Genomic DNA, 22,915 nt, shown 5'->3' on the forward strand with positions numbered 1-22,915 from the left:
TTCATCCACCAGTGCCACTACCGGCGACATTCCGGCTTTTGGCTGGAGTGGCTACGCCGAGCGGGTCAATGGTCGTTTTGCCATGGTGGGTTTTGCGGCCCTGCTGCTGATCGAGGCCATCAGCGGAGACACCTTCCTGCACTGGGCTGGCCTGGTGCCCTGAGTCGCGGCCCTGGAGGCCTCTCACTTGAGGCCTTGGCCGCACTCAGGGGATCTGGATCAGGTCTACCTGCCAGATCCCGTTGCGACTCACCTGCACGGCCAGCTGGCGGCCATCGGCCTGGAGTTGCACTGTTTTGGGCACACCGTTGGGCACCATGGAGATTGGCTGCAGGCTCTGCAGTGAGCGGCGGTAGAGCACCAGCTCGGTGCGGCCTTCCAGCTGGCGCACTAGGGCGATTTTTTCCCCAGCTGCATCGACACTGACGCTCAAGGGCTGGGCATCGGCCCGGTTGAGGCCCATCAGGGACTGGGGCTGCTGGCGCTCCAGATCGAGCAGCATCACCTGCTCCCGCCCGCCCCGGCCACTTATCAGGGCCAGCCAGCGACCCGAGAGAGAAGGCTCCCGCGTGGCGCCCAAGGCCTCGAGGCGGCTGTTGAGTGGGCTGATTGGCCTCGGCATCGGCCCCATGCAGCTGCCCAGCAGCAGGGCCATGGCCAAGAGGGTGCCTGTGGCCGTTGCAAGGTCAGGCACCCTCATGGGGGGGCTCCAGGACCGCCCCCCTGGATGGCGATCCCGCCCGGGCGGTCGGGCTCCAGCAGGCCAGTCAGATCAAACAACTGCACCCGCAACTGGCCATCGAGGGCCACCTGCATGGCCAGCCGGCCCGCCTCCGGGGCCAGGCTGAGCCGCAGGGCGGTGTGATCGGCCGGCAGGGGCAGCCTGTGCAGGGCCCCGCTGAGCCGATCTTCGATCAAGGGCACCCGCTGGCTGCCCTGCTGCACCAGGGCAGCCACGTAGCGGCCGTTCCAACTCAGGGAGGGGGAGCTGTGGGGCTGGTGCCTCTGGAAGTGGCGCAGGTTCACGACCTTCCCGCTGGGTTGTTCCTGTAGCAGCAGGGTGGGCCCACTGCTGCGTTCCACCACTGAGGCCAGCAGCCGCCCCTGGCTGCTTAGGGCCGGCTCCTGGCGGCTGGCTTCACCTAGGCCGCCGGCGGGGCCGGCACTGCGGCGGCCGAACCAGGGTCCGCCGCTGCAGCCTGCCAGGAGCAGGAGGCAGACTGGCAGCAGCAGGGCTGCCAGGGCTGGCGCCGGATTGGGTTGGTTCAGGGCGCCTCAGTCGTCGAAGCGGGAGCTGTTGTCCCGCGGCCGGGGTTCGCCAGATCCGCGGGGTTTCAGCGGAGTGAAGTCCGCATCACTGATCTGCTCGCTTGCCCCAGAGATGGGAGAACCCTGGGGGATTCCGGCTGGCCCGGTTGGGGGGGCAACCTCAGGGGTGGTGGCTCGCCTGGTGGAGCGGGGCATGGCCCCAGGTGCTGCAGTGGGTCGGCTGCCCCGGCGCGGTTCTGGGGTGGCATCACGCTCGCGGCGGCGGGAGCCGAAATCGGGGCCTGGCCTGGCGGCTGACCGTGATGAGCCGCTGAAACGGCTGGGCTCAGGCTCCTGGCTTGGGCTTGCCCAGTCGGCCTGGGCCGGCCTGCGGCTCGCGGCCCGCTCGGGGATGGCCGTGCGGTTGGGCCGGCGTGCCCTGTAGAAGTCTTCGTCTTCGCTTTCGTCTTCGCGGGAGGGAATGCGGCGGCGCAGGGGCTGGGGCTCATCAAAGCGATCCACATCAGCTTCACCCCAGGTCCTTCCGCCCACCCGGGCGCGGGCGGGCCCCGGGGTGGGCATCGGTTCGTCGTCGTCGAAGTAGGAAGAGCGCCGCGCCTGCTCGGTGGTCACTCCCCGCAGCCGGACGCTTTCGTAGGCGAAGAAAACGGTGGTGGCGGCCAGCAGGAACTGGCCAAACTGGAGGATGGGGTCTAAGCGCCAACCCTGAAAAAACAAAATGCCGCCGCAAAGCAGGCCAATCGCCGCAAAGAAAACGTCGTAGTCGCGGGCAAGGGCGGGCTTGAAGCTCCGCATGAAATAGAGCAGGGCGCCGCCGACGGCCAGCACAATGCCCACGATGCTGGCCCAATTCAGGCTGGCATTAACCACGGCGTCTCACCCGTTCAACCATTTACCCACTGTAGGCAGAGGGGCCAGTGTAGGCAGGCTGCCTGGGCTGCCTTGCGTCTCAGGGCTTCAGAGGCGACGATCGAGGCGATCGTTCTGGCTGATCAGCACCAGGGCAATGGTGATGGGCACCACCACGATCACGGCCCCCCAGGCGAGGCTGCTCAGGAAGTTGGCAAGGGAAGGCGTCATAGCGGGCCAGTTTTGAACGTAAACCGTGCCCCAATCCTAGGCAGTGGTGGCGGGTTCCTACGCTGGGAACCCAGCTGCTTAGAGCTTTGTGACGGCCCTGCCCTCGTCTTACCTGTCGTGGCACTCCTTGGCGTCAGGGGCCATCTGGTTTTGGGGCTCGGGCTGGCGATCTGGACCCTGTTGTTTCTGTTTCGGATCGTGCTCACCTGGTACCCCCAAGTGGATCTGAGCCGAGGGGTGATGCGTTTGATTGGCGGCCCCACCGAGCCCCTGTTGGCCCCCACCCGTCGACTGATCCAACCGATCGGGGGGGTTGATGTGACCCCCGTGGTGTGGGTGGGCCTGCTCAGCCTGGTGCGCGAGTTGTTGGTGGGGCAGCAGGGGTTGATCACCCAGGTACTGATGCGGTCGGGGGCTGTCGCCTAGGTGCCCGTCTGGGGCAGCATGTCTTGCTCGACAAACTTGGTGTGCACATCGCCGGCCTGGAACTCGGGTCGGTCCAGCAACTGCAAGTGGAAATCGATCGTTGTGGGGATCCCGGTGACAGCACATTCCGACAGGGCCCGGCGCAGGCGCCGCAGGGCATGGGGCCGGTCGGTGCCCCACACGATCACCTTGCCGATTAGGGAGTCGTAGAAGGGCGGGATCTCGTACCCCGTGTAGACATGGCTGTCGACCCGCACCCCCGGGCCGCCGGGGGGCAGCCAGCCGGTGATTTTGCCTGGAGCGGGCCGAAAATTCTGACGGGGATCCTCGGCGTTGATCCGCGCCTCGATGGCGTGGCCGCAGAGCTTTACCTGGTCCTGAGTAATCGAGATGGGTTCGCCGCCGGCGATGCGCAGCTGCTCGGCGATCAGGTCGACGCCGGTAACCATTTCGGTGACCGGGTGCTCCACCTGGATGCGGGTGTTCATCTCCATGAAATAGAACTTGCCGTGGCGGTCGACCAGAAATTCCACGGTGCCCGCTCCCTCGTAGTTGATGGTGCGTGCCGCTGCCACGGCGGCCTCACCCATCTGGCGGCGCAGATTTGCATCGATGGCAACGCTCGGTGCCTCCTCCAGCAGCTTCTGGTGGCGCCGCTGGATTGAGCAGTCCCTTTCGCCTAGGTGCACCACGTTGCCGTGGCGATCGGCCAGCACCTGCACTTCCACGTGCCTCGGCCGGTCGATGAATTTCTCCATGTAGAGCCCGGGGTTGCCGAAGGCGGCTTCCGCTTCCCCCTGGGCTGCCTTGAACAGGCTTTCGAGCTGGTCGGGGCCGGGCACCAGCCGCATGCCCCGGCCCCCGCCGCCGGCGGTGGCCTTGATCATCACCGGGTAGCCCATCCCATCGGCGAGGCGGGCGGCGTCGGCAGTGCTGTCGAGCAGCCCTTCGCTGCCGGGGATGGTGGGTACGCCCACCCTCTGCATGGTGGCCTTGGCGGTCGACTTGTCTCCCATCGAACGGATCGCCTCGGGGGATGGCCCCACAAAGGTGATGCCGTGGTCGGCGCAGATCTCGGCAAAGCGGTCGTTTTCCGCCAAAAAGCCGTAGCCGGGGTGGATGGCATCGGCCCCTCGGGAGGTGGCCGCGGCCAGAATGTTGGGAATATGGAGGTAGCTCTTGGAGCTGGGCGCCTCCCCGACGCACACCGCTTCGTCGGCCAGTTGCACGTGCAGGGCGTTTTTATCCACCGTGCTGAACACGGCCACCGTGGGAATGCCCAGCTCCCGGCAGGTGCGCAGGATTCTCAGGGCAATCTCGCCACGGTTGGCGATCAGCAACTTGCCGATGGGCATCCGCGGCGACTCAGCTGATATGGGCCTAGGCGGACTGTATCAGTGCTTCCCAAGCCGGCCGGCACCAACGGGCTACAGGGAAGAGCGATGGGTATATTGCACGCTTGGGGCGCCCTGCGGTGATCCCAGCTCGATGCGGATGTGGTGGAATTGGTAGACACGCACGTTTGAGGGGCGTGTGGCTTCGGCCTTACGAGTTCAAGTCTCGTCATCCGCATTTCTTTTTCATTTCAGCCAGCCGTTGTCTGAACCGAAGCGGGTTCCCAGGGTGACCCCGCCGCCGCCGGTCTCGATAGTGCTGGTCAGCAACGGCCCTGGGGAGCTGTCCACCTGGGTCAGGCCCCTGGCCCAGCGCCTGCAGCGCCGCATCCCCCTGCGCCCCATCGCTGCTGCGGCGGACTGCAGCCTGGAGCTGGTGCTGGTGCCCTGTCCCAACGGCACGGGCCGCGAACACCTGGCTGCGGCGGGGTGGGGGTTGTTTGAGCGCATCGTGCCGGCGCGCCAGTTCTGGTCGCTGCTGCTTTCCCCCGGGAGGTTTGGTCCCTGGGGAAAGCGCGGAGTGGTGGTGTTTCTGGGGGGGGATCAGTTTTGGACGGTGCTGCTGTCGGCGCGTCTGGGCTACCGACACCTCACCTATGCCGAATGGGTGGCGCGCTGGCCGCGCTGGAACGATCGCATTGCGGCCATGGGGCCTAGGGCCGCAGCCCGGCTGTCGCCCCGTTGGGCGCAGCGCTGCACGGTGGTGGGAGATCTGATGGCCGATCTCTCCGAGTCGGCCCGCAGCGAGGCACCGTTGCCCCAAGGGGAGTGGCTGGCCCTGTTGCCGGGCTCCAAGCGGGCCAAGTTGCGGGTGGGAGTGCCTTTTTTGCTGGAGACGGCCGATCGCCTGGCGGCGCTGCGCCCGGGCTGCCGTTTCCTGTTGCCGCTCGCCCCCACCACCAGCATCGATGAGCTGCTTGCCCAGGCGGGTCCCGCCAATCCGATTGCCAGCTCCTACCGATCGGGGCTGCCGCGGCTGCGGGAGCCGGATCTGCTCGTGACGCCGGCCGGCACCCCGATCCAGCTGGTGCGTGAAAGTCCTGCCCACGGCGCCCTGAGCCAGTGCGCCCTGGCCCTCACCACCGTGGGCGCCAATACGGCCGAGTTGGCCGCCCTGGGGGTGCCCATGCTGGTGCTGCTGCCCACCCAACACCTGCATGTGATGCAGGCCTGGGATGGGCTGGCCGGACTGGTGGCGCGGCTGCCGCTGCTGCGCTGGGGGTTTGGCCTGCTGCTCACGGCCTGGCGCCTGCGCCACCGGGGTTTCCTGGCTTCGCCAAACATCGCTGCGGGTCGCTTGCTGGTGCCCGAGCGGGTGGGCGTGATCACGCCCGAGTCGATTGCGGCCGAGGCCGCCGATTGGCTTGGTGCCCCTGAGCGCCTCGCCGGGATGCGGGCTGATTTGCGTGGTTTGAGGGGCCAGCCGGGGGCGGTGGCCAGCTTGGCGGAGCTGGTTCTGGAGCTCCTGCCCCCGGGCTTGGGTTCCTAAGGTTTAGGCCAGTGTTTTGTTCCCTCCCATGGCAGACGCAGCCAGCACCCCTATCCCCTCCGACCCCTCTGCCTGCGGCCAGGACAGCGGCCTGGCGCGGGGCACCAGCGAGGAGCAGTGGCGCCAGCAGCTCACGCCAGAGCAATTTCGCATTGCCCGCCAGGGCGGCACCGAGCGGGCCTTCAGCGGTGCCTACTGGAACCACAAGGCGAGCGGGATGTACCACTGCATCTGCTGTGACGCCGAGCTGTTTAGCAGTGCCACCAAATTCGAATCCGGCACGGGTTGGCCCAGCTTCTGGGACGGCGTGAGCGCGGGCGCCATCAGCACCCACACCGACAGCTCCCACGGCATGGTGCGCACGGAGATCCGCTGCGCCAACTGTGACGCCCACCTGGGCCACCTTTTCAACGATGGGCCTGCCCCGACCGGCCACCGCCACTGCGTCAATTCAGCCTCGCTGGTCTTCCGGCAGCCCTGATTCACCAGGGATCCGCCAGGTCTTCGGCCTCCACATCCACCGGCTCTCGGGCGGGAGTGGGGGCGGGGCGGCGTTGGGGGGCCCGGGGTAGGGGCTCGGCCTGGAGGGGCCGGCGGGGGTTCTCGGGGCGGCGCTCCGGGAACCTGGACTCCTCAAACTTGGGTTCCTTAAATCTGGACTCCTCGAATCTGGGTTCTTCGAATCTGGGTTGATCGAAAGGCCTCTCGTCGTAGCGGGGTTCGTCTTCGTCGAGGTAGCGGCGTTGACGCAGGGGTTCTTGCTGGCGCCGTTCCTCCAGCTCGACGTAGTCGAGTTCTGCCTCTGCTTCCAGGGCCCGGCTGGTGGCTGGCTGGATGCGGCGCTGCTCCTGCACCGCGGGCTGGCCTGCGGCCAACTGGTTTTCCACCGGCACCATGCCTGAGCGGTAGCGCTCTCGCTCCTCCTGTTCCCAGCTGGGCCCGCCAATGCCCAGCTTTTCCAGCAGGCCTGAGCCCAGTTGCTTGAGCTTGTCTTCGGCCCCCTCGTAAACAATGATCCGATCCGGACCACTGCTGACAATCTCCTCAACCCTGAGTTCCCAGGTGCTGAGTACCCCTTCGCCCAGGATCGGCACCCCCAGGGCGCCGATCACCAGGGTGGCTAGCTCACCGGTTTCGATGTCGAAGCTAAAGCCCAGCACCCGGCCCAGCTGGGCGCCCGCCTCGGTGATCACCTGGCAGTTGATCACCTTGCCGTAGCGATCGGGGTTGAAGCCCTCGGCGAGGGAGTCGGCCGAATCCACCAGGATCACATCGCCCACCTGGCGGATCCGATCGAGGGGCATCCAGCGCGGAAGGCCAGGCAGGAAACGGGTCAGGGGGTTGTCGCGCAGGCCCAGCGCCACCACTTCGCGCCGATCGACATCTACCACCACCTCACCGACAACCCCCAGCCGCCGGCCGGTGTCGCGGGTGATCACCTGGGTGCCCATCAACTCGGAGCGCAACCAGAGGCGATCGCTGGGGGCGGCAGCGGCTGCTCCGAGATCGGTGGAGGGGGGAATGGAGGAGGTCAATGAAAGGGTCGAACCTGGGGCCCAGTCGATCCATTGTGGCCCACCTGGTTCGCTGGGGTAAGGGCGGTCAGGCCGCGGGCGGTAACCCCACCACCTGGGTGTGGGCTCCCCGGGCCTGGGTGACGCCGATGGTGCGGGTGGCAGCTGCGATCATTGGGCGCCGGTGGCTCACCACCATGAATTGGGCCTGGTCGGCCTGGCTGGCGATCAGGGCTGCCAGCCGTTCGACGTTGACCCCGTCAAGGAAGCTGTCCACCTCATCGAGGGCGTAGAAGGGCGAGGGCCGAAAGCGCTGTAGGGCAAACAGGAAACTCAGGGCCGTCAGTGACTTCTCGCCGCCGCTCATCGAGTTGAGGCGGCGCACGGCCTTGCCCTTGGGATGGGCCACCAGGGTGAGGCCCCCATCCAGGGGGGATTCGGGATTTTCCAGCTGCAGGTGACCTTCCCCGTCGGAGAGACCCTCGAAGATCGTGCGGAAGTGGCCGTCCACCGCCGTGAACGCCTCCAGGAAAGCCTCCTGGCGCAGGGTGGCCACGGTTTCGATGCGCAGCAGCAGCTCCTCGCGTTCCTTGCTGAGCACCTCGAGGCGCTCCTCCAGCTCGGCCAGCCGGATTTCCAGCTGCTCCAGCTCTTCGAGCGCCAGCATGTTCACCGGTTCGAGGGCTTCCATGCGGGCCTGGAGGCTGCGCAGTTCTTCCTGCAACGCCTCCAGACCCGCCTCGCGCACCTCCGTCGGGATCTCAGGTCGGGGATCGGGCAACTCCCGCTCCAGTTGCTCGAGGCGCAGTTGGTCGCCGCGCAGCTGCTCGGCCAGGGAGTCGAGCTCTTCAGCCAGGCGTTGCAGCTCCCACTGCTGCTGCTGCAGGGCCTGGCGTTGGGCTGAGAGCTGGGCCTCGGCGGCATCGCGGGCGCGCCGCCGCTCGCCGAAGCGGGTTTGCAGATCCTGCTGCTGGCTTTCCAGGGCATTGCGCCGCTCCTGGTCGGCCTGCTGCCGCCCCTTCCAGTGGGCCCGGTCTGCCACCAGGGCATTGACGGCCGCCACCAGTCGCTGTTCATCGCTCGCCAGGGCTTGAAGCTGGTTGCTCAGCCGCTCGGCCACCAGGGCCCGCTCGCGTCGGGCTGCCAGCAGGCCATCGCGCTGGTTGCGGGCCGCGGCAAGGGCGGAGTCGGCCGACTCCAGCTCGCTCTGGAGCCCCTGCCAGCGGGCAGCGTCGCCGGAGGCCTGCACGGCGGTTTCGCTCGCCTCGAGGGCCGTGCGCTGGGCCTGGAGGGGGCTGAGGAGCCCCTCCAGCTCCTGTTGGCGCTGCAGATCGGCCTGCAGGGTGGCCTGCAGTTGCCCCAGGCGGGTGCCCAGCTGCTGCTGGCGTTGCTGCTGGGGGGCCAGGGCGCGCTGGGCGGCGCTGCGCTCGGCCTCCAGGGCCGCCTGACGTTGCTGGTGCTCCAGCAGCTGGGGCCGCAGGCGCTCGAGCTGTTGGCCCAGGTCGGCTTCCCTGCGGCGGCAGGCCAGCAGGCTCTCGCCCAGCTCCAGCAACCTTTGGCGATGGGGTTCGGCCTCGTCGCCATCCTGGGCCCGACCAAAGCTGAGTTGGCCGCCCCGCTGCTGCTGGCTGCCGCCGGTCATGGCACCGCTCTTCTCGAGCAGTTCGCCCTCCAGGGTCACCGCCCGGCAGCGGCCCAACTCGCGCCTGGCGTTGGCCAGGTTGTCGAACACCAGGGTGTCACCGAAGACGTAGCGGAACACCTCCGCGTATACCGGCTCGTGACGCACCAGGTCGACGGCCCTGCCGACCAGCCCGCTACCACCTGCACCACCCCCTGCCGCACCACCGCGTTGCAGGGCTGCCCCGCCACTGCCACTGGAGCCGCCACCGGAGCCCCCCCGAATCTTGTTGAGCGGCAGGAAGGTGAGCCGGCCGGCCCGGCGTTGCTTGAGCAGCTCAATCGCCCGGGCGGCGATGCGGTCGTCGTCGACCACCACCTGGCCGAGGCGCCCGCCGGCCGCCACTTCGAGCGCATAGCGATGGCGCTCCTCCACCTCAGCGAGCTGGGCCACGGGCCCGTGGATGCCGTCGAGGCCCGCCTCCAGCAGCACCCGCAGGGCGCCGGTGCCACGGCTTTCCTGCAGGGTTTCGCGGCGACTGTCGAGCCGGGCGATCTCCCGCTCCAGGGTGGCCTGTTCCTGCTCCAGGCGGCTGCGGGTGCGCTGCTGCAGGGCCAGGGCCTCGGCCAGCTCCTGCACCTGTTGCTGCCTCAGCCTGGTGGCCTCCCCCACCTGCTGCCAGGCACTTTCGGTGGCCTCCAGCTGCTGCTGGACGCCCTGTTGGCTGATCCCCTCCTGCTGCTCCTCGGCCCCCAGCTCCGTCAGCCGCTCCTGCTGCTGGCGCAGCCGCTCCTGCAGCTGTTGGCGCTCCGCCTCCAGTGGCCCGATCTGCTCGGCCAGCTGCTGGCGGGCCAGGCTGCGTTGCCTCTGTTCCTCCAGCCAGCTGCCGGAGCGGCCCGCCACTTCGCCCAGGCGGCGGCGGGAGAGTTCCACGGCGCCTTCAGCGCTGCGGCAGGCCTGCTCGGCGGCTTCCAGCTCGGCCAGATCGGAGCTGGTCTCGAGGGCCTGCTGCTGCTGGCGCAGGTCGCCCTGGCCGCGGGCCAGTTCCTGCCGCTGGCGTTGCAGCGCTTCGGCTTCGAGCTGGTGTTTTTCCCCCTGGCGGGCCAGTTCGCGGCCACTGGCTTCGAGGCCGGCAAGTTCGGCCTGCACGGCGATCAGCTGGTCTTCGCCGAGGGCCTTGACCTCCGCCTGCAGCTGCTCGAGGGCGGCGGCGGCGGCCCCAAGAGCCTGCTCGCCGGCGGCGATGGCCTCGCGGTCTGTCTGGTGCTGGGCGGTGAGCTCTTCGCGGCGCCGGCTGAGGGCGGCCTGGTTGGCCCGGGCCGCCTCGAAAGCCAGTAGCTGTTCCCGCAGTCGGCCCGTGTGGTGGCGCTGGCGCAGGTCTTGATAGGTGCGGGCCTTGGCGCAGTCGCGCTCGAGTTTCTGGCGGGAGCCCAGCAGTTCCTGCTGGACGATTGCACAGCGCTCCTGGCGCTCCTGCACCTCGTCGAGCTTGGCGCGACTCTGCTCGATTCGGGAATCGAAGAGGGCGACGCCGGCCAGCTCATCGATGATGCCGCGTCGATCCTTGGCGCCCATCGAAACGATGCGGGTCACGTCGCCCTGCATCACCACATTGCTGCCCTCCGGATCCACCCGCAGGCGCCGCAGCTGGCCCTGTAGCTGCTGCAGGTTGCACGGCACCCCGTCGGCGCTGAAGCTGCTGGCATAGGTGCCGCCGGGGGCCACCCGCAGGCGGCGGCTCACCGTCCACTCGGTCTGGTCGGGTCTGATCCAGGGGCCCTCCTCGGGGGGCTCCAGGCCCGCTTCGGCTGGGTCGGGCTGCCACTCGCTGAGGTCAAAGCGCACGTTCACCGAGGTTTCGGCGGCCTTGCCCTCCCGCAGCATGGCGCTGTTGATCAGGTCTGGCAGGCGATCGGCCCGCATGCCGCGGCTGCTGGCCAGGCCCAGGCAGAACAGCACCGCGTCGAGAATGTTGCTCTTGCCAGAGCCGTTGGGGCCGGTCACCACAGTGAAGCCCTCTTCCAGCGGAATCGTGATTGATCCGCCGAACGACTTGAAGTGGGTGAGCCCGACCTGATTGATGTGAACCAACAGGCCCGTGCGCCGAGCAGCAGAAATGTAGCGGAGGGTTTCGAAATCTCAACCCCCTCCTTAGGTTGTGGGTTGAGCTGAGTTGCCTCCCCCTCCGCCATGACCGCCGAAACGCCTCCCCGCAGCGCCAGCCCCGAGGGCTTTCGCGATCGTTTCGAGACCCTGATCCCCTCCATTCAGCGGGAGTGGCCGGCCGTGGCCCGCCAGGCCCTTGAGGCCACCCGGGGCAGCTTCGATGAGGTGGTGGAGGTGATCGCCAGCCAATCCGGTCGAACGGCCACGGTGGTTAAGGACCAGCTGCTCGAGCTGCTGGATGTGGCCGGCGGCCAGACCAGCCGCCTGGCCGAAAACCTGGCACCGATCGAAGCCCAGCTGGAGAGCCTGCTCGATGAGCTCAATTCCAGCCTGCGGCCCCGGATTGAGAAGCCGGTGCGGGAGCGTCCCCTGCTGGCGATCGGCATTGCCACGGGCGTTGGGGTGTTGCTGGGCCTGCTGCTGGCCTCAGGCCGGCGCTCCTCATGACGGATTCGAGCTCACCCGGTGTGGCCCGGGTGGCGGCGGGCCGGGTTGGCGCCCTGCTGACTTCGGTGATGGACCTGCACGTGCGCATTGCCCTGCAGGAGGTGGATAGGGAGAAGCGGCGCCTGATCAGCGGTGCCCTGCTGCTCAGCGGCGGGCTGGCCCTGCTGCTGCTGGCCCTGATCGGTGCCGAGCTGGCCCTGCTGCTGTGGCTGCACGCGGCCCAGGGGCTGAGCTGGATCCATGCCGCCCTGGCGGTGGCCGCTTTGGATCTGGTGCTGGCCGGGGTGTTCGTGCGCGTCGGCGGCCAGCTGCTCAAGGGCCCCTACCTGCCCCAGACCACCGCCGGTCTGAGCAAGACCACCAGGGCAATCCTGGGTCGCTAAAGGATTAGCGCACCTCGTAGTGCAGCCAGCGGCAGTCAATGCCGCCGTTGCTGATCGGGATGCGGCGGCTGGCCTTCATTTTGAGGGCGCCGGTGAGTTCCGGGTTGCCGCTCAGCAGCCACAGGCTCCAGCCGCTGCAGCGTTCCTTCAGCATGCGGCCCAGGTCGGCGTAGAGGGATTCCAGGGCCTCGCCCCCACCTAGTCCCCCACCGAGGCGCTCGCCGTAGGGCGGGTTGCAGACCAGGATCCCTGGCCCCGGCGGCGGCTCAAAGTCACGGCAGTCGCCCTGGTGCAGATCGAGGGCCTCGGCTACCCCCGCTGCCTTGGCGTTGCTGCGGGCCTGCTCCAGCACCCCGGCGTCCTGCTCCATCCCCACGATTGGGGCCAGGGCCTTGACGCAGGGGAGTGTCTCCCGGGCCAGGGCCGCGGCGGCCTCGCGCTCCTGCTGCCAGAGCTGGGGGTTGAAATCGGGCCAGCGCTCGAGGCCGAAGGGGCGCCCCAGCCCCGGCGCCCGGCCCAGGGCCCTGCAGGCGGCTTCGATCAGCAGGGTGCCGGAGCCGCAAAGGGGGTCGGCTAGGGGCACCGAGCCATCCCAGCCGGTGAGGGCGATCAGGCCGGCGGCGAGGTTTTCCTTGAGCGGGGCCAGGCCCATGGCAGCCCGGTAGCCCCGCTTGTGCAGGCTGGCGCCGCTGCCATCGATGCTCAGGGCTGCTGCACCGCCGCCGAGGTGCAGGTGCAGGGCCAGGTCGGGATCGTCCAGGTCGACCGAGGAGCGGGCGCCCCACTGCTGGCGCTGCAGATCTACCAGGGCATTTTTGACCTGTAGGGCGCTGTAGTGGCTGTGGTTGAGGCCGGGGGCGCTGCCGGTGGCATCGACCCGGAAGCTGGCACCAGGAGGCAGCCAGCGGCCCCAGTCGACGGCGCGCTGCACACCGGCGTAGAGCTCGTCGCGGCTGTGGCAGGGAAAGCTGGCCAGCTCCCGCAGCAGCCGGAAGGGCAGGCGGGCCTGGAGGTGCAGGCGGTAGTAGCCGGCCAGGTTTGTTTGGAAGCGCACGGCCCGGCGTAGGGGTGGGCCGGCCTGACAGCCCAGGGCCGTGAGCTCGGCCGCTGCGGCTTCCTCAAGACCCGGTGGCACCACCGCCACGCCGCTGATTGAGCTGGTGTCTTGGTCGGTGATGCCCACCCCTGCGGTCTGCGGTTGAAGCTGTCACAATGACGGAGTCCGGTTTCGGCCGGACTAGGTGATCCACACCGGTTCTTCGGACAGCGGTTCGATTCCGCTCAGCTCCATTCCCCCTTTCCGGGGCTGCAATGGTTTCGACGGGGTATGAGGAGGGTGACTGAAGCCTGCTCGGTAAGAGCAAATCCGTAACAGCGAATAACATCGTTCGTTTCTCCCGTCAGACCGCCCCCGTGGCCGCCTGACCCTTTAAGGGAGATGGGGTGAGATCAGCCTTATCACCCAAATGATCCATGGGGCCTGGAAGGGCCCTTTTTAGCTTTAGCGCCGGCGGAAGTTGGCCATCGTGAGCGAGTCGTAGATGCGATCGCCGAGCAGGTTGCGCACCAGCAGCAGGGGCCGGGCCAGATAGCCCACCACGTAACGGCTGCGGGGATGGGCCGCACAGGCCGCAGCTGCGATCGTTCTGCCCACCAGGTTGGGTGAGGAGCTGCGGCGGGCGTCGTAGATGTCGGCAAAGCCCTCCAGCAAAATCTTGGTGAGTTGGCCGTAGGGGCCGTTGCCGGAGCGCTCCAGCAGGGGCTCCTGCATCGTTTCGGCAAAGTTGGTGCGGATGATGCCGGGTTGCACCACCACCACGTGAATGCCGAAATCGGCAAGCTCCAGCCGCAGGCAGTCAGACCAACCCTCTAGGGCGTGCTTGGAGGCGTGATACCAGGCCCCCAGCGGCGCATAGATGCGCCCACCCATTGAGGAGACGTTGATGATTCGCCCCGAACGGCGCTGTCGCATCGCCGGCAGTAGGCGCTGGGTGAGGTCCGCCAGGCCGAATAGGTTCACCTCAAACTGGCGGCGGGCCACAGCCAGTGGCGTTTCCTCTACCGAACCGTAGACGCCATAGCCGGCATTATTTACGAGCAGGTCGATGCCGCCGGGGTGGTCCTGGGCGAGGCGCTCCGCAGCTGCCGCAATGCTGGCGGGCTCGGCCAGATCGAGGGCCAGTGGCTGCAGGCCGGCAGGCACCAGGGGGGCCATCGGCTCCTGGCGCCGCGCTGCGCCAACCACCGTGAAGCCGCGCTCGAGCAGGGCCTGCGCCGCCGCCAGGCCAATGCCGGAGGAGGCCCCGGTGACCAGGGCTACGGGCGGGCGGGCTGTATTCGGGTGCACTGCGGGAAGCCGGGGGCAGAAATTCACCGTAGGGCCCGGTCAACTCCTTCAAACCCTGCAGACTTGTGCTCGATCAGGCTTTGGCGCTCGCTTTTTCAAGCAGAGCCTGATCAACTCTGGTCTAGGCTTGGGGTCGCTGGGAATTCTGAATTAATGGCCAAATTTCAATTTGAATTCACTCCAAAGCAGGATGTTGAGTTCAGGGAGCTTGTGGCCAAGCAGAGAATTGCTGCCATCGCTATCGCCGTGCTTGTTGTTGTCAAGGCTGGGGGCGCCCTCCAGGATGTCTCCTCTGCCAACTGGCAGGAAATTATGTTTGCAGTGGCGTCTTTCTTGGCGGCAATGTACTCCTGCTATTCGTTGTACTTTAGCAGTGTTAGGCTCTACAGGATTACTAATTCGGCTGGCAATGATTTGAGCAATCTGTTCGGCGGCTTGCAGGGGTTGGAGAATTGCTTTGCCGCCTTGGCATTGGCAATATTATTTAGTGTGATTCCAGATTACTTGGTTGGCTAGGGCTGTTTAATCAGTCGGGAATATTGGATTCGTTTTGTTCTTGGCCGGGTCATGTTTTCGGCCTGATAATTCTATGTTTTCTCCCGGTTTTGCGAGACCCGGCTTTGCTGCTGCTGCGCTTTTCGCCTAAGTGATCCTCCAGCTTGCGCTGCAGAATTAGGCCCGAGAGCACAACCGTGATCGCATTGGCAATGATCAGAGGGCCATTGCGCGTGAAAATGCCATAAACCAGCCACAGGGCAATCCCACTGGTAAAAAAGGCATACATGCTTAGGGAGATCCCCCGGGTGTCGCCACTGCTGAGGGTTCTCATTGCCTGGGGAATGAAGCTCAAGGTGGTCAGGGAAGCTGCCGCGTAGCCCAGCAGTTCAATGGCGGATGTTTGTTGGCTCATGGCAACATCCTGCTGGATTGCCAGGGCCCAGCGCTGAAGATCAGGGTGCGGTTGTTGGCTGGCATGGCCACATCGTCAAGGGGCTCCAGGCCCACGGCGAGGGCTTGCTGCTTTAGCTCCAGTGCATCCCGCACCCCCATGGCTGGATCGAGGTTGCGCAGATGGGTATCGAAGCTGAGGTTGCTGGCCGCGGTGTGCACCCCACCGTCGTGAAAGGGGCCGTAGAGCAGCAGCAGGCCACCGGGCTCCAGCACCTGGCGCACTCCGGCCAGCAGCTGGGGCAGGGCTGCCGCCGGCATGATGTGGCAGGTGTTGGCGCTGAATACGGCGTCGAAGCGGCCGCCAGGCCACTGCTCGGCCGCGGTCACATCGAGGCGGATTGGCGTGGGCAGGTCGGCAGCTGGCGCCAGCTCCTGCCGGGCCAGGCCTGCAAGTTGGCCCCGCAGGATTGCCAGCCCCTCCTGTCGCTCGCTGGCTTGCCAGTTCAAAGCTGGGATGTTCGCGCCGAAATAGGCGGCGTGCTGGCCGCTGCCGGAGCCAATCTCAAGCACCCGCGCCCGCTCGGGCAGCCAGGCTTGAAGCAGGGCCAGGAGCGGCTGCTTGTTGCGTTCGCAGGCTGGGGAGAGGACCACTCGCTTCCGGTAGGGATGGCTGCAGGGCAGCTTTTTAGGGGGTGCTTCCTGGGAAGCCGCTCCAGATCTTCAGTTCCTGGAGGGACTGGACGCCTTCGCGGCGCTCCTTGCCTGGCTGGTCCCAGGTGGGGTAGGCGCGGATCTGGGCGGCCTGGCAGCGGGCCCGGCCTGGGTCGGTCTTGTCGCACTCCACGTAGGGAAGGGTGTTACCGGCCTCTTTACCAAACAGATTTTTCTGCTGGAAGCAGGCTGGACACCACCAGGCGCCATAGAAAATCGCCCCCTTGGCCCGCAGGTGGTCGCTGAGGGCCTTTTGTTCTGGGCTGGAGGGGGCCAGAGGCTCGCCGAGGCTGGGGGTGGTTGAGGCGCCAGGAACGTTGGCTCCTTTGGCGGCACTGGCGGTGGCCGTAAAGCCCAGCAGCACCGTGCTCAGGCCGATCAATAGGGCAGAACGCAGGGAGCCGAACTCGAGCATCGGGGTGCGGGGTGCGGGGTGCGGGTCAGGGCCCGGAGGCTACGGCTGATGGCCGGCTTTGGCCGGGCCGTGTGCGCAAAACCACAGCGGAGTGTTGGGGCGCCGGCGTTCGGCCTTCCGCCCTTCGGCGCGGCGGCTGAACAGCCCCGTGGCTGAAACAATGGTCGCAGCGGTGGATAGGGAGGTCGATGGGCGCAAACGGCTACCGCGACTACTTCAAGGTGCTGGGCGTGGAGCGGAGCGCCGATGCGGACGCCATCAAGCGGGCCTTTCGCAAGCTGGCCCGCCAGTACCACCCGGATGTCAATCCAGACGATGCGGGTGCCGAGGCCAAGTTCAAGGAGGTGAGCGAGGCCTATGAGGTGCTCTCCGACCCGGATAAGCGCCGCCGCTACGAACAGTTTGGCCAGTACTGGAGCCAGGCCGGCGGCGGCTCTGGCACGGGCGGGGTGGACGTTGACTTCGGCCGCTACGGCAATTTCGACGATTTCATCAACGACCTGCTGGGACGTTTTGGCGGGCCCGCCTCCGGCGGTGCCCCGGGCGGTTTCGGTTTTAGTTCGGGCTTTCCCGGTGGATTTGCCGGCGGCATGCCAGGCGGTATGCCTGGAGGGGGCCGCGCCCCTGCGGTGAATCTCGATGCTGAGGCCAGCATCAGCCTCTCCTTTGCCGACGCCTTCCGCGGCTCCGAGCGCACCCTGGCCGTCAACGACGAGCGGGTGCAGGTGCGCATCCCCCCAGGGGTCAAGCACGGCAGCCGGCTGCGGCTTAAGGGCAAGGGCAATCTGCAGCCCGGCACCGGCCGCCGCGGCGACCTCTACCTCAACCTGCAGCTCCAGGAGCATCCGGTGTGGAAGCTCGACGGCGACCAGCTGCGGGCCGAGCTGCCCCTCAGCCTCGATGAGCTGGCCCTCGGCGGCGAGGTGCGGGTGGCCACCCCCGACGGAGAGGCCTCCGTCCAGGTGCCCCCCGGCATGACCCTGGGCCGCAGCCTGCGGCTCAAGGGCAAGGGTTGGCCGCTCAAGGACGGCCGCGGCGACCTGCTGCTCACCCCTGTGCTCAAGTTGCCAGGCCAGCTCAGTGCCGAGGAACGGCAGTTGCTGGAGCAGCTGCGCGCCGCCCGCAGTGCCGATCCCCGGGCGGGTTGGATTCAGGCCGCCCGTCTCTAGGATCCGCCCTAGAGAGATTGGCCCCATGGAGCTCACCTACCGCCCCCGCAGGCTGCGCCGCACCCCGGCCCTGCGGGCGATGGTGCGGGAGCACCAGCTCAGCGCCGCCGACTTCATCTATCCGCTCTTTGTGCATGAGGGCGCCAGCAACGAGCCGATCGGGGCCATGCCAGGGGCCATGCGCTGGAGCCTGGAGGGGCTGGTGGAGGAGGTGGGCCGCGCCTGGGAGCTGGGCATCCGCTGCGTGGTGCTGTTCCCCAAGGTGGCCGACGGCCTCAAAACGGAGGACGGGGCCGAGTGCTTCAACGAGCATGGCCTGATCCCCCGAGCCATTCGCCGGCTCAAGGAGGTGCATCCGGGCATGGCGATCATGACCGACGTGGCCCTGGATCCCTATTCCTGCGATGGCCACGACGGCATCGTCAGCGATGGGGGGGTGGTGCTCAATGATGAGACGGTGGCGGTGCTCTGCAAGCAGGCCGTGGCCCAGGCCCGGGCCGGTGCAGACCTGATCGGCCCCAGCGACATGATGGACGGCCGGGTTGGGGCCATCCGCGAGGCCCTCGATGAGGAGGGTTTTGAGCACATCGGCATCATCAGCTATACCGCCAAATACGCCTCCGCCTATTACGGCCCCTTCCGTGAAGCCCTGGATTCCGCTCCCCGGGCCGCCGCCGGCAAGCCCATCCCTGGCGATAAATCCACCTACCAGATGGATCCGGCCAATGGCCGTGAAGCCCTCACCGAGGCCCAGCTCGATGAACAGGAGGGCGCTGACATCATCATGGTGAAGCCAGGCCTGGCCTACCTCGACATCATTTACCGGCTGCGGGGTGAAACCGAGCTTCCCATTGCCGCTTACAACGTCAGCGGTGAATACGCCATGGTCAAGGCGGCGGCAGAGAGGGGCTGGATCGACGAGCGAGCGGTGGTGCTGGAAACCCTGCTCTGCTTCAAACGGGCCGGCGCCGATTTAATCCTCACTTATCACGCCTGCGAGGCGGCCCAGTGGCTCAGGCAGGGCTGAGTTGATTCAATTGCGATCGGGCCCCACCCTGGCAACGGCCCTTTATCTGGCCCTGATTACGGCCCTTGCTAACGCCAGCGCCATCCCTTTTTTGTTGTTTCCTGAGCTGGGAGCGCTGGCATCGGTGCTGTTCAGCGATCCTGCTGGCAGCTGGGCCCGCTCGCCCCGGCTGCTGGTGCTGACGCCAGTGCTGACGGCGATTCTGGGGGTGGGAATCAGCCGCACGATTCCCTATGGCCCCGTTTCGGTGGTGCTGATCCTGCTGTTGAGCTTGCTGGTGATCCGGGCCCTGCGCTCGCCGATCGTGCCAGCCATTTCAGCCGGGATGCTGCCCCTGGCCCTGGGGATCACAAGTTGGCAGTATCCGGCCACAATCCTGGTCGGCACCGGAGGTCTGGCCCTTTTGGCGGTGCTGCGCAGCCGCTTGGCCCCGGGCACCATTCCCCACCCTCGCCCAGCTCTTGGCCATGGCCCCATTCCCTCCCCATGGCTGCCCCTGGCCATTTTTGTGGCCGGGGGGCTGCTGCTGGTGCAGCTGCTCGGCTCGCGCCTGGTGCTCTACCCACCCCTGTTTGTGATCTGCTGGGAAATGCTTGCCCAGCCCCATCACTGCCCCTGGCAGGAGCGACCCTTTGCAGTGTTGCTGGTGACGGGAGTGGCAGCCCTGGCGGGTTCAATGCTGGTGGAAACCCTGGGGGTTTCTCCCCTGGCGGCCTTCTCGGCTGTGTTGGTCACTGGCCTGGCCCTGCAACTGGCGCAACTGACCTGCCCGCCCGCCTATGGACTCGCCCTACTTCCCTTTGTCATCCCCTCCCCATCGATGACCTACCCCCTGCACACCCTGGTCGGCACGGCCTGGTTGCTGTTGGTGGTCAAGCTGCACCAGAACCACACTGGCTGGCGCAGTGCCCGAGAATGACTTTTATGCAACAGGTGTCCATGGCTCCGGCCCCAGTCCATCGCCTTGGCCATGTGGCCCTGCGGGTGCAGGACATGGATCGGGCCAAGGCTTTCTATCTCTCCTTGGGCTTGCAACTCACCTGGGATGCCCCCGACTGGGCCTACCTGGAATGGCCAGGCGGCGGCACGGGCATCGCCCTGCTCAGCGAAAGCTACCGGGCCGCAGGCCCCCACTTCGCTTTCCACTTTCACCAGCGCTCCGAGGTGGATGGGGTGCGCGCCAGCCTGGTGGCGGCTGGCCACAGCTGTGGTCCGGTGCACGACCACCGCGACGGCACGGCCTCCTTCTACCTGCAGGATCCGGAAGGCAACTGGCTGGAGATGCTCTATGAGCCCGCCGGCGGAATCCCCTCCAACCTGCCCGGCTGACCAAGTCCTCCAAGGGGCCTGCGGCCGGCCTCTCCAATGGTGATCAGTTCCTTCAGCCAGCTATCGAAGCTCGCCAGATCGGCGCTTAGCCGCGGCCAGAGTTCCAGGGCACCTGCCAACCGCAGGTTCACTTGCTCTGGATCCAGATCGTCGGCGTAGAGGTGACGGACGACATGGCGAAATCCCAGCAGTTTCGCCAGTGATTGAGCCGTAGAGGCAGACAACAGGGGCGGTCTTAGGTCCGTGGCCTGGGTGAGGCGATCCAATAGCCGGCGGTGCCAGTCGGCACCTTCAGGAGTGCCGCGATTCAGCACCCGCACGATCTGCAGCATCCACCCGCTCGGCATCAGCGCCCTCGCTTTGCCAGCGCTGGGAAAGCCTCTCCAAGCTTGCGATCAGGGCTTCCAGCCGCTGGCGCTCCACCGCCAGATCGGTTGCCAGATCGCGCAGTCGCCTGGGCGGGGGTGGATCAAGTGGCATGGCAATCAGCGCAGGGGTTGGCCATCTCGCTGGATCCGCTCCTGCCAGCACAAGGGCAACGCCTCCAGTCGCACAAGGTCGAGGGCGACAGGCGAGGCTTTGTGGCGGTCTAGTTCCCGACCAGCGCAGCGTTGCGCCAAATCCAAAGCCTCAATCAGGTCCTCGGCCGGCAACTGTGCCACAGCTAAATCGAGATCCGAATCGGCATGAAAGCCTGGTCCCAGGCTCGAGCCATATAGCCAGAGCGACACTTCGGGCCACTGAGCACGCAGCACGGACGCCACGGTCGCCGCCACCTCCAGCAGCTGGCGGCGGCGCTGCTGCAATTGCCCGGCCTCGCTGGCCCAGCGGCGCTGCCAGTGTTCACGCTGTAGGGGTGTCAGCAGGGGCGTCTTGGCCATGGATTCATCGTAGGCAAGTTGCTTGTCGTGGGATTCCAGTTGGTTTAACTCCCCTATGCCCAAACTCGCTGCCGCTGGTGCATTGCCCGAGAATGGTCAGAGCAAGTCTCATCACCATGGCTGCGGCCCCAACCCAATCACTCGGCCCCTTGGCCCAGGGGCTGACGCTCAACGCTGGTGAGTGATGCCGCCATCGCCGCCGAAACCCTGGTGCTGCTGGAGTGGCCGCGGCTGGCGGCCCACCTGGCCAGCTTTGCCAGCACCGACGCCGGAGGTCGCCACTGCCGCGCCCTGCCCCTGCCTGCCGATCTCGCCGCCAGTCAACGGCTGCTGGCCGAAACCACCGAGTTGTTGGGTCTCGATGGGTTGGTGGAGGGCGGCCTCAGTTTCCTGGGGGCGGTGGACATCAGCCCCACGGTGGCCCTGTGCGCCAAGGGCGGCTGCGCCGGTGGCGAGCAGCTGCTGGCCCTGGCCGGCACCCTGGCGGCGGCGCGGCGGCTGAGGCGTCAGATCGACGATCCGGAGCTGCGACCGGTCTGCACCGAGCTGGTGAGCGAGCTGCGCACCCTGCCGGAGCTGGAGCAGCGCCTGCACCACTGCCTGGAGGAGGGCGGCCGGGTGGCGGATCGGGCCAGCGAGGAGCTGGCGGCCCTGCGCCGCCGCCTGCAGGCGGCGTTGGCCGAGCGGCGCGAGCGGCTGCAGGAGCTGGTGCGCCGCTACGGGCCCCTGCTGCAAGACAGCGTGATCTCGGAGCGCTCAGGCCGGCCGGTGCTGGCGGTGAAGGCCGGGGCCGCCGGCCAGGTGAAGGGCCTGGTGCACGACAGCTCCGCCTCGGGCCAGACGGTGTTCATCGAACCCCAGGCGGTGATCTCCCTGGGCAACCGCCTGCGGGAGCTGCAGGGGCAGGAGCGGGAACTCGAGCGTGAGGTGCTGCTGGCCCTCAGCGGCCTGGTGGGGGAGCAGGCGGAGCCGTTGGACCAGCTGCATGGGATTTTGGTGCGTCTGGATGCCGCCTTGGCCCGGGCCCGCTACGGCGCCTGGCTGGGGGCGGTGCGCCCTGTGCTGCTGGACGGCTCGGCGACCCCCTTTGAGCTGCGCGACCTGCGCCATCCGCTGCTGCTGTGGCAGCACAAGCGTGAGGGCGGTCAGCCGGTGGTGCCGGTGACGATTCAGGTGGCCCCGGAGCTGCGGGTGGTGGCGATCACCGGCCCGAACACCGGCGGCAAGACCGTCACCCTCAAGAGTGTGGGCCTGGCGGCGCTGATGGCCAGGGCCGGCCTGTTCCTGCCCTGCAGCGGCACGCCGCGCCTGCCCTGGTGTGCCCTTGTGCTGGCCGACATCGGCGATGAGCAATCCCTGCAGCAGAACCTCTCCACCTTCAGCGGCCACATCCGCCGCATCGCCCGCATCCTGGCTGCCCTTCCGGCTGGGGCTGGAGAAGGTTTGGCGGCTGGGCCGGCCCTGGTGCTGCTCGATGAGGTGGGTGCCGGCACCGATCCGCTCGAGGGTTCGGCCCTGGCTACGGCCCTGCTCAAGCACCTGGCCGATCGGGCCCGGCTGACGATCGCCACCACCCACTTCGGCGAACTCAAGGCCCTCAAATACAACGACCCGCGCTTCGAGAACGCCTCGGTGGCGTTCAACGTGGAGACCCTCTCACCCACCTACCACCTGCAGTGGGGCATCCCCGGGCGCAGCAATGCCCTGGCGATCGCCAGCCGCCTCGGCCTCGCTGGCGCCGTGCTGAGCGAGGCCGAAGCGCTGCTGGCGCCCCGCGGCGAGGGGGAGGTCAACCAGGTGATCGCCGGGCTGGAAAACCAGCGCCAGCGCCAGCAGGAGGCCGCCGAGGAGGCCGCTGTTCTGCTGGCCCGCACCGAGCTGCTGCATGAGGAGCTGCTGGAGCGCTGGCAGCAGCAAAAGCAGCAGAGCGCCGAGCTGCAGGAGCAGCGGCGCCAGCAGCTGGAGCGCTCGATCCGCCAGGGCCAGAATGAGGTGAAGCGGATCATCCGCCGGTTGCGCCAGGGTTCAGGCTCGGGGGCCGCCAGCAGCACCGCCCTGGGTGAAACCGCCCGCCAGGCTGGCCAGCGGCTCAAGCACCTCGAGCAGCAGCACCGCCCCACCCCGGAGCGGCGCGAGCATCGCGGCTGGATGCCGGTGGTGGGCGATCGGGTGCGGGTGTTGTCGCTGGGCAAGGCCGGCGAGGTGCTGGCCCTCTCCGATGACGGCCGGGAGCTCACCGTGCGCTGCGGCCTGATGCGGCTGACCCTGGAGCTGGCCGCCATCGAGGGGCTCCATGGCGAAAAACCGTCACCCCCTGAGGTGCAGGTGCAGGTGAAGGGGCAGCGGGGGCTGGGCG

The 22,915-nt window shown here is 67.4% G+C and carries 27 protein-coding genes and 1 tRNA gene; 13 read left to right on the top strand and 15 right to left on the bottom strand.

Translation table 11 applies throughout. The features are described from left to right. A partial coding sequence (locus KBZ15_RS02870; protein WP_255013213.1) for a chlorophyll a/b-binding protein occupies positions 1 to 163 on the top strand: 163 nt, incomplete at its 5' end. 42 nt (positions 164 to 205) lie between these two features. On the opposite strand, the gene KBZ15_RS02875 is transcribed toward KBZ15_RS02870, so the two are convergent. The 4 genes from KBZ15_RS02875 to psbX form a co-directional block, all read right to left on the bottom strand. After that, on the bottom strand, positions 206 to 700 hold the full coding sequence (locus KBZ15_RS02875; RefSeq protein ID WP_255013172.1) for a hypothetical protein: 495 nt from the start codon (positions 698 to 700) through the stop codon (positions 206 to 208). After that, positions 697 to 1,083, bottom strand: coding sequence for a hypothetical protein (locus KBZ15_RS02880; RefSeq protein ID WP_255013174.1), 387 nt, complete (start codon positions 1,081 to 1,083; stop codon positions 697 to 699). Before KBZ15_RS02880 ends, KBZ15_RS02875 begins: the two co-directional genes overlap by 4 nt. A gap of 192 nt (positions 1,084 to 1,275) precedes the next feature. Then, positions 1,276 to 2,139 carry a Ycf66 family protein gene (locus KBZ15_RS02885; protein WP_255013176.1) on the bottom strand — a complete coding sequence of 288 codons (864 nt, stop codon included), beginning with the start codon at positions 2,137 to 2,139 and terminating at the stop codon, positions 1,276 to 1,278. Positions 2,140 to 2,226: 87 nt separating this feature from the next. After that, positions 2,227 to 2,349, bottom strand: coding sequence for a photosystem II reaction center X protein (gene psbX, locus KBZ15_RS02890; RefSeq protein WP_197151570.1), 123 nt, complete (start codon positions 2,347 to 2,349; stop codon positions 2,227 to 2,229). Positions 2,350 to 2,466: 117 nt separating this feature from the next. Here psbX and KBZ15_RS02895 point away from each other — a divergent pair, with 117 nt between their 5' ends. Beyond that, the gene (locus KBZ15_RS02895; RefSeq protein WP_255013178.1) at positions 2,467 to 2,775 is read left to right on the top strand and encodes a YggT family protein; all 309 of its coding nucleotides are present in this window, start codon (positions 2,467 to 2,469) and stop codon (positions 2,773 to 2,775) included. Here KBZ15_RS02895 and accC read toward each other — a convergent pair. Next, positions 2,772 to 4,130 carry an acetyl-CoA carboxylase biotin carboxylase subunit gene (accC, locus tag KBZ15_RS02900; protein ID WP_255013180.1) on the bottom strand — a complete coding sequence of 453 codons (1,359 nt, stop codon included), beginning with the start codon at positions 4,128 to 4,130 and terminating at the stop codon, positions 2,772 to 2,774. The two genes, KBZ15_RS02895 and accC, sit on opposite strands and share 4 nt — an antisense overlap. A 135-nt stretch (positions 4,131 to 4,265) precedes the next feature. Here accC and KBZ15_RS02905 point away from each other — a divergent pair. The 3 genes from KBZ15_RS02905 (at position 4,266) to msrB (ending at position 6,139) form a co-directional block, all read left to right on the top strand. Next, a tRNA-Leu gene (locus tag KBZ15_RS02905) sits at positions 4,266 to 4,347 on the top strand. Positions 4,348 to 4,398: 51 nt separating this feature from the next. After that, positions 4,399 to 5,658 carry a glycosyl transferase gene (locus KBZ15_RS02910; RefSeq protein WP_255013182.1) on the top strand — a complete coding sequence of 420 codons (1,260 nt, stop codon included), beginning with the start codon at positions 4,399 to 4,401 and terminating at the stop codon, positions 5,656 to 5,658. Positions 5,659 to 5,686: 28 nt separating this feature from the next. Next, positions 5,687 to 6,139, top strand: a complete 453-nt coding sequence (gene msrB, locus KBZ15_RS02915; RefSeq protein ID WP_255013184.1) for a peptide-methionine (R)-S-oxide reductase MsrB — start codon at positions 5,687 to 5,689, stop codon at positions 6,137 to 6,139. A 1-nt stretch (position 6,140) separates the two neighbouring features. Here the strand turns inward: msrB and KBZ15_RS02920 are convergent, their stop codons facing one another. Beyond that, a complete protein-coding gene (locus tag KBZ15_RS02920) occupies positions 6,141 to 7,193 on the bottom strand; it encodes a PRC-barrel domain-containing protein (RefSeq protein ID WP_255013185.1) in 1,053 nt (350 codons plus the stop codon). Between the two features lie 67 nt (positions 7,194 to 7,260). Then, the gene (gene smc, locus KBZ15_RS02925) at positions 7,261 to 10,884 is read right to left on the bottom strand and encodes a chromosome segregation protein SMC (RefSeq protein ID WP_255013187.1); all 3,624 of its coding nucleotides are present in this window, start codon (positions 10,882 to 10,884) and stop codon (positions 7,261 to 7,263) included. Between the two features lie 99 nt (positions 10,885 to 10,983). Between smc and KBZ15_RS02930 the strand changes: the two genes are divergently transcribed. Together KBZ15_RS02930 and KBZ15_RS02935 are read left to right on the top strand one after the other, a co-directional pair. Further along, positions 10,984 to 11,406: a glycine zipper domain-containing protein gene (locus KBZ15_RS02930; protein WP_255013189.1), complete on the top strand. Its 423-nt coding sequence runs from the start codon at positions 10,984 to 10,986 to the stop codon at positions 11,404 to 11,406. After that, complete coding sequence (locus tag KBZ15_RS02935) at positions 11,403 to 11,789, top strand: phage holin family protein (RefSeq protein WP_255013191.1); 387 nt, start codon at positions 11,403 to 11,405, stop codon at positions 11,787 to 11,789. Before KBZ15_RS02930 ends, KBZ15_RS02935 begins: the two co-directional genes overlap by 4 nt. Positions 11,790 to 11,793: 4 nt before the next feature. Here the strand turns inward: KBZ15_RS02935 and KBZ15_RS02940 are convergent, their stop codons facing one another. Both KBZ15_RS02940 and KBZ15_RS02950 read right to left on the bottom strand, forming a co-directional pair. Continuing rightward, positions 11,794 to 12,972, bottom strand: a complete 1,179-nt coding sequence (locus tag KBZ15_RS02940) for a class I SAM-dependent RNA methyltransferase (protein ID WP_255013193.1) — start codon at positions 12,970 to 12,972, stop codon at positions 11,794 to 11,796. Between the two features lie 318 nt (positions 12,973 to 13,290). Beyond that, the gene (locus tag KBZ15_RS02950) at positions 13,291 to 14,163 is read right to left on the bottom strand and encodes an oxidoreductase (RefSeq protein ID WP_255013195.1); all 873 of its coding nucleotides are present in this window, start codon (positions 14,161 to 14,163) and stop codon (positions 13,291 to 13,293) included. A gap of 126 nt (positions 14,164 to 14,289) precedes the next feature. On the opposite strand from KBZ15_RS02950, the gene KBZ15_RS02955 reads away from it, so the two are divergent. Beyond that, on the top strand, positions 14,290 to 14,652 hold the full coding sequence (locus KBZ15_RS02955; protein ID WP_254930784.1) for a hypothetical protein: 363 nt from the start codon (positions 14,290 to 14,292) through the stop codon (positions 14,650 to 14,652). Between the two features lie 49 nt (positions 14,653 to 14,701). Here KBZ15_RS02955 and KBZ15_RS02960 read toward each other — a convergent pair whose 3' ends face one another. Genes KBZ15_RS02960 through KBZ15_RS02970 form a run of 3 tightly spaced genes read right to left on the bottom strand, consistent with a single transcriptional unit; the run spans position 14,702 to position 16,153 of the window. Then, entirely contained in the window at positions 14,702 to 15,046 is a 345-nt protein-coding gene (locus KBZ15_RS02960) for a SemiSWEET transporter (RefSeq protein WP_255013197.1), read from the bottom strand. Further along, the gene (locus KBZ15_RS02965) at positions 15,043 to 15,678 is read right to left on the bottom strand and encodes a DUF938 domain-containing protein (RefSeq protein ID WP_255013199.1); all 636 of its coding nucleotides are present in this window, start codon (positions 15,676 to 15,678) and stop codon (positions 15,043 to 15,045) included. Before KBZ15_RS02965 ends, KBZ15_RS02960 begins: the two co-directional genes overlap by 4 nt. A gap of 34 nt (positions 15,679 to 15,712) precedes the next feature. Beyond that, positions 15,713 to 16,153 (bottom strand): hypothetical protein, encoded by a 441-nt coding sequence (locus tag KBZ15_RS02970; RefSeq protein WP_255013201.1) that lies wholly within the window; start codon positions 16,151 to 16,153, stop codon positions 15,713 to 15,715. Between the two features lie 188 nt (positions 16,154 to 16,341). Here KBZ15_RS02970 and KBZ15_RS02975 point away from each other — a divergent pair, with 188 nt between their 5' ends. The 4 genes from KBZ15_RS02975 to KBZ15_RS02990 are packed head-to-tail and all read left to right on the top strand — an operon-like array spanning position 16,342 to position 19,678. Beyond that, positions 16,342 to 17,322 carry a DnaJ C-terminal domain-containing protein gene (locus KBZ15_RS02975; protein ID WP_254930788.1) on the top strand — a complete coding sequence of 327 codons (981 nt, stop codon included), beginning with the start codon at positions 16,342 to 16,344 and terminating at the stop codon, positions 17,320 to 17,322. A 25-nt stretch (positions 17,323 to 17,347) separates the two neighbouring features. After that, positions 17,348 to 18,349, top strand: coding sequence for a porphobilinogen synthase (gene hemB / locus KBZ15_RS02980; protein ID WP_254930789.1), 1,002 nt, complete (start codon positions 17,348 to 17,350; stop codon positions 18,347 to 18,349). A 10-nt stretch (positions 18,350 to 18,359) separates the two neighbouring features. Then, the gene (locus KBZ15_RS02985; RefSeq protein ID WP_255013203.1) at positions 18,360 to 19,268 is read left to right on the top strand and encodes a hypothetical protein; all 909 of its coding nucleotides are present in this window, start codon (positions 18,360 to 18,362) and stop codon (positions 19,266 to 19,268) included. Positions 19,269 to 19,288: 20 nt separating this feature from the next. Further along, a complete protein-coding gene (locus tag KBZ15_RS02990; RefSeq protein ID WP_255013205.1) occupies positions 19,289 to 19,678 on the top strand; it encodes a VOC family protein in 390 nt (129 codons plus the stop codon). Here KBZ15_RS02990 and KBZ15_RS02995 read toward each other — a convergent pair. From KBZ15_RS02995 to KBZ15_RS03005, 3 genes are read right to left on the bottom strand one after another with little or no spacing between them, the layout of a single operon-like run. Further along, a complete protein-coding gene (locus KBZ15_RS02995) occupies positions 19,636 to 20,010 on the bottom strand; it encodes a hypothetical protein (RefSeq protein ID WP_255013207.1) in 375 nt (124 codons plus the stop codon). The genes KBZ15_RS02990 and KBZ15_RS02995 overlap by 43 nt on opposite strands. Next, positions 19,970 to 20,158, bottom strand: coding sequence for a hypothetical protein (locus tag KBZ15_RS03000; RefSeq protein WP_255013209.1), 189 nt, complete (start codon positions 20,156 to 20,158; stop codon positions 19,970 to 19,972). The genes KBZ15_RS02995 and KBZ15_RS03000 overlap by 41 nt, the downstream gene beginning before the upstream one ends. A gap of 5 nt (positions 20,159 to 20,163) precedes the next feature. After that, on the bottom strand, positions 20,164 to 20,559 hold the full coding sequence (locus tag KBZ15_RS03005; protein ID WP_255013211.1) for a nucleotidyltransferase family protein: 396 nt from the start codon (positions 20,557 to 20,559) through the stop codon (positions 20,164 to 20,166). A 174-nt stretch (positions 20,560 to 20,733) separates the two neighbouring features. Between KBZ15_RS03005 and KBZ15_RS03010 the strand changes: the two genes are divergently transcribed. Then, positions 20,734 to 22,915 (top strand): endonuclease MutS2 (locus KBZ15_RS03010; RefSeq protein WP_255013215.1); only part of this gene is annotated, 2,182 nt, incomplete at its 3' end.

This window comes from Cyanobium sp. BA20m-p-22, assembly GCF_024346275.1.
Lineage (GTDB): Bacteria > Cyanobacteriota > Cyanobacteriia > PCC-6307 > Cyanobiaceae > Cyanobium_A.